This window comes from Methylobacterium sp. J-077 (assembly GCF_022829365.1).
GTDB lineage: Bacteria > Pseudomonadota > Alphaproteobacteria > Rhizobiales > Beijerinckiaceae > Methylobacterium.
This window is the reverse complement of the sequence record NZ_JAKSYJ010000113.1, coordinates 1-4,809: the sequence shown is the minus strand read 5'-3', so window position 1 is coordinate 4,809 and position 4,809 is coordinate 1. Positions and strand designations below refer to the sequence as shown.

At 63.9% G+C, this 4,809-nt stretch carries 5 protein-coding genes and 1 pseudogene; 3 read left to right on the top strand and 3 right to left on the bottom strand.

Features of this window, described 5'->3' with window-relative positions; translation table 11 throughout:
* The 3 genes and pseudogenes from MKL11_RS11325 to MKL11_RS11315 form a co-directional block, all read left to right on the top strand.
* Positions 1-284 (top strand): annotated as a pseudogene (locus MKL11_RS11325) (ABC transporter ATP-binding protein); the annotation flags it as partial.
* A 15-nt stretch (positions 285-299) separates the two neighbouring features.
* Positions 300-623 carry a hypothetical protein gene (locus tag MKL11_RS11320; protein WP_243943292.1) on the top strand — a complete coding sequence of 108 codons (324 nt, stop codon included), beginning with the start codon at positions 300-302 and terminating at the stop codon, positions 621-623.
* Between the two features lie 142 nt (positions 624-765).
* Positions 766-1,140: a hypothetical protein gene (locus MKL11_RS11315; RefSeq protein ID WP_243943290.1), complete on the top strand. Its 375-nt coding sequence runs from the start codon at positions 766-768 to the stop codon at positions 1,138-1,140.
* Between the two features lie 93 nt (positions 1,141-1,233).
* Here the strand turns inward: MKL11_RS11315 and MKL11_RS11310 are convergent, their stop codons facing one another.
* The 3 genes from MKL11_RS11310 to MKL11_RS11300 form a co-directional block, all read right to left on the bottom strand.
* A complete protein-coding gene (locus MKL11_RS11310) occupies positions 1,234-2,724 on the bottom strand; it encodes a sensor domain-containing diguanylate cyclase (protein WP_243943288.1) in 1,491 nt (496 codons plus the stop codon).
* A 160-nt stretch (positions 2,725-2,884) separates the two neighbouring features.
* Positions 2,885-3,970, bottom strand: a complete 1,086-nt coding sequence (locus tag MKL11_RS11305; RefSeq protein ID WP_243943286.1) for an HD-GYP domain-containing protein — start codon at positions 3,968-3,970, stop codon at positions 2,885-2,887.
* A gap of 20 nt (positions 3,971-3,990) precedes the next feature.
* Complete coding sequence (locus MKL11_RS11300; RefSeq protein WP_243943284.1) at positions 3,991-4,476, bottom strand: PilZ domain-containing protein; 486 nt, start codon at positions 4,474-4,476, stop codon at positions 3,991-3,993.
* Between the last annotated feature and the right edge of the window lie 333 nt (positions 4,477-4,809).

Here is a 4,809-nt window from a genome sequence, read left to right as displayed (position 1 = left end):
TCCTCTCCGACCTCACCGGCCGGCTGGCGAACCTCACCGAGACCCTGATCGGCGACCTCTACGCCAACGCCGCCTCCCTGCGGTTGATGGCCCACGCCGCCTCCCTCGACCTCGCGCAGTTCGAGGACAGCGCCCAGCAGGCCCGGCTGGAGCGGGCGCGCCGGCAGGTGAGCGGCCGCACCGGGCTGATCGGGACCGTCTTCGGGCAGCTCCAGGCTCTGGTGACGCTGGCCTCGCTCCTCGCCGGGGTGGCGGCCTTCACCGTAGGCGTACGCATGTGGTGACGCCGATGGCGCTTCATGTGCCGCGTGCTCATCATACCCCGCTGGCCACCCATGCGCTTCTGCGACGGGCTTTTCACGCTGCCGGGGTTGTTCATGTTGCCTTCGGCGCTGCCACCCCCGGCCGGGGTCTGGGCAAAAGCGACCCCGGTAACTGCGACCACGAGCGCTGCTGCAAGGGCAAGTGCCTTCATCGACATGGCGTTCTCCTCCGGACGGATCGGTTCGATCGGTCCTGGGCTGAACGTCGCCGAGGTCGGTATCGTTCAAACAGCCAAAAACAAGCCATTACCAAGGATCAACAGCTCGACGTCAGCCTCTCTGCGCACGACGTCAGCCTGAATTGGGCGCACAGGGCAAGGCACAAGGTCGAATGCCGGCTCAGGGCGGGAATATATTTTTTCACCGCACGGCTCTCAGCCCATTTCAACTTTCATGGCCGGCCCAGACCATCGGGGCTCCAACCACCGGAGCCAGCGCACCGATGCCAAAGCCCACCGATCGCCGTTCCCGGCATGAGACCGAGGCGCTGGAGCGCCATGCCGCTGCCCAGCTCAGGAGTGAGGCCAAGCGCAAGGCGCGGAACGCCCCGCGCCGCGACGACCTTAATCGTGCTGGCTACTACATCCTGCTGCTCACGATCCTGGAGGCTGAGGCTCAGGGCGAGATCGAGCGAGCTCAGCGCCTGCGCCGGCGCATGCGGCTGGTTTTAGATGATGCGGGCTTCGCTGCAGACGTCAGTGTGGCGGTGTTCGACCAGCACGTCAGAACGGCTATCGAGGATTTGAAGGGCTGGGTCGGCATGCGCCGGATCGCGCGCGCGAAGACGATCGCAGCGGCCGAAACCGAGGCGCCCTGATCAGCCGCTGAATAGGAGTAACGGGGGGAATGGCCCGGGGTGTGGTCAGCCGCTGATCGAGAACGGCGTTACTTCTTCAATCTAACCACCTGATTAGCTCACGAGGCGCAGGGTCGCTTTACTCGGTTCGGCGATACGAACCTGGTTTCGGCCTGCTGCCTTGGCCGCGTACAAAGCGGTGTCGGCCTTCGCGACGAGCGCTGCGGCGTCATGCGCCAGGACTTCGGGAACGCTCGCGACGCCGCAGCTCACCGTGAGCACCGCGTTCGGTCCTGCCGCGTGGGGCATAGCCCAACCCATCACCGCCGCCCGGATCCGTTCTGCCACCACCTCAGCGCCCGCCGCGTCGATCTCAGGCAGGATCACCGCAAATTCCTCGCCGCCAATGCGACAGGTCATATCACTCGCGCGGTTGGCGGCCGCGCGGATCGAGCCGGCGATCAGGCGGAGAGCCTCGTCGCCACGCTGATGGCCGTAAGTGTCATTGAAGCCCTTGAAACAGTCCGCGTCGATCAGGATCAACGAGAGCGGCCGCCGTCCCCGCACTGCGCGGTCCCATTCCTGCGCCAACGCCTCGTCGAAGCGCCGGCGATTACCCAGACCGGTCAACGCATCGGTGGTGGCCTGGGCGGTGAGACGAGCATTGGCAGCCACTAGCCTCGTTTCGGCCTGCTCACGACGGCCAAGCTCGCGACGGAGCAGCCAAGTGAGACCAGCTGTGATGGCGCACAAGCCGAGCAGCACAAAGCCAAGGCCCAGAGCGCGCTGCCACCATTCGGCGTAGATCGTAGCCGGCACCACGGCGATGCTGAGAGTCAGCGGTTCAATGCCGAACCGCGCGAAGGTGAACCAACGTTCGCCCTCTCCGACCATCGCCGGTCCAACGAGGTTACCTTCGCGCATCGCAATCATGCGACGGTAGCTCGGGGCCTCGGACACGCTCGTACCGATCACGCTCTGATCGAACGGCTCGCGCATCAGGATAACGCCTTCCGGTCCGTAGAGCGTCACGGTCCCGGCATGCTCGGCGTCGACCGAGGCGAACAGACTGCGCAGATAGTCGAGCTTGATGCCGCCGACCACGACGCCGGCTAAGGAGCCGTCGGAGTTCGACAGGCGACGAGAGAGCATGATCATTCGCTGCCCGCTGACCCGAGAAATGGCGGGCGGGCTGACGTGCAGGCTGTCATCGTCTGGATGGGCGGCAAAGTGACGAAAGTACTCGGTATCGGATCGGTCGAGCCCCTTGGGCACCGACTGGTTCGAGCCGGAGACGACAGTACCGTGAGTATCAAGGATCAGTAGGAAGGCGAAGCCTGGCGCGGACGCGGCTCGATCGTAGAGGATCAGCTGACGCAATTCAGGTGATACTTGTGCGACGTCGGTTCGACCGAACCCATCGACGACCGCCTGCAACGATAGATCATAGAGCTCGACGTTACGAGCGATGTCGCGGCCGAGCACCTGCACGAGGCTGTTCGCATTCGCTTGGCTGCGATTCCCCGCATCCGTGTGCATTTGCCAGAGCAGCAGCGCGGCCACACTGATCAAGCCGGCTACGGTGAGGAAGTTGGCAAGGACCACCCATCGAGCAATGGACGGCCCGAGCCACGAGCGGTCACGGTACCCTGGTGGGCTGGCCAAAACGTCCGCCACTTCAAAGCCTGCGCGGTATGAGCATGCTGGCGCAGTCGGCCACAAATCAATTACGAAGCCCTTATCGCGACCCAGACACTTTACAATTTTAAAAGGTAGTTGTCTGACGAGGGCACGAAATAAGTGCTTGATCGTGCGCTGCCTTTAGCATGGTCGGATCGAAGGCTGCGGCTATAGGCTGGAACGCACGCACGAGGACGGCATCGAGTCGGCCAGCCATTTCCTCCAAGACGGTGTAGGCTTTCGCCCCATGCATCGGCGCGCGATACGGGCGACGCTCGATCAACGCCCCATAGACGTCGCAGATCGTCATCAAGCGCACGAAGTCCGAGACCTCCCACCCCCGGAGGCCGTCGGGGTAGCCGCTCCCATCGATCATCTCATGATGAGAGCGAACGGCCGCCAGCAGGCGGTCATCGAACCCAGCACCCACGAGCATGGCGTGGCCACGTTCTGCATGTGTCCGCATGACCGCCGTCTCCGAATGGGTGAGACGGCCCGGCTTGTTCAGGATCTCAATGGGAACATGGATCTTGCCGACATCGTGCAGCAGGGCGGCTCGCGTCAGGTAGTGCCGGTCGGTCGGACGTAGCCCCAGCGCTCCTGAGAACGCCGCGGCGAGAGCGGCGACCAGCAGGCAGTGCTGATGCGTGGCGTCGTCGAACTTCTGAACCGCGCGGACCCAGTCATAGATGCCGGTGTCGCTAACAGCGTTCACGACCAGTTCGGTACCGGCATCGGCAGAGGCAGGCGTGATCGGTCGACCGGAGAACAAGGCGTGCTGAAAGAACTGTCGGGCCTCGGCGGCTCGCGTTCGAGCCAGCACGGGGATCGATGCCCCGTGCAGACGCTCCACGGCGCCGAGCATCTGGGACACCCCGGCCGTAGCAGTCGCGCCAAGAACCTGCGCCTGAGCTTCTGAACGGGCGGCGTTACCGTGCACGAGGAACAGGTATGGGACACCCTCGTCCCTGAGCTGAGTCAAAGTGCGGCGCAAGCGAACGATGGCCACGGAAGTAAGCGCCTCGACATCGCTGACGATTAGGGAGGGATCTACGACTGGCAGTGCGTCATCGTAGAGATCGTGGACGTGGCACGGTCGGCGCGTGCCGAGTTCCCGCGATAGACGCCTGCCGCGATGGATGTCGTCGGTGATCAGCAGAAGCTCGCCCATCGCCTATCCCTCGTCTGCCGTCAGAGGATCACGCGCTCGTTGAAGGTCAGTGGGCCGAACGGCATACGGAACGCCACGCCGACGCCCTCGGGGGTATGGCGCACGACCGTCGCGTAACGCTTACCCACCGTCACCGTCGCACCGACGACCGGCCGCTCGTCCAGAAGCAGGGCTGCGCCAGTCATGGACAGGTCGGCGACGATTGCGTCAGCGATACGGGCCCCCAGCAGGGCCACGCGGACATCGCGATAGATTGGGACGATCCGAGAGGCTTTGCGCTGATCATCCCGGTCACCGGCGCTGCGCAGCCACGCCAGCCGCGCCTCTATCCGTGACCGGCGCTCCGGATTGGTCATGATCTGCAGCGCGAAGCCGCCAGGCTGCCCATACAGCACGACGCCTTCGATCATGCCGATGTTGTCGAGGTAGCAGGTGACACGTTCCCCCACCTCGGGCGGCGCATCGTCGGTGAGGGGGCGCAGTTCGATGAAGTCAGTGGCGCCCACGTCGGCAAGGCACTGAACGTCCCCTCCGCCCGTCAGGCAGTATCTACCCTTAGTTGTAATTCTAAATATACCCAGCATGGAAGTTGTCTTCTCGTCTGGACGCAACGGAGAGTAGCACCGGAACGGTTTACAACCTGCCTATACCTTAGCGATTATTCTGCCACCTCGGTACAGCATCGAAGATCTGTCTCTGGAACAGCAGCTTCAGGACGCGGAAGCGGGATCAGATAGCCGGTCGACTTTGCTCAGCCTTCGACCTGCAGCGCTCTGCCTGGTGGATGAACAGGTCGATCTGAGCCACACCCTCGCGCGCGCCGTCGCGGAGGTCAGCGT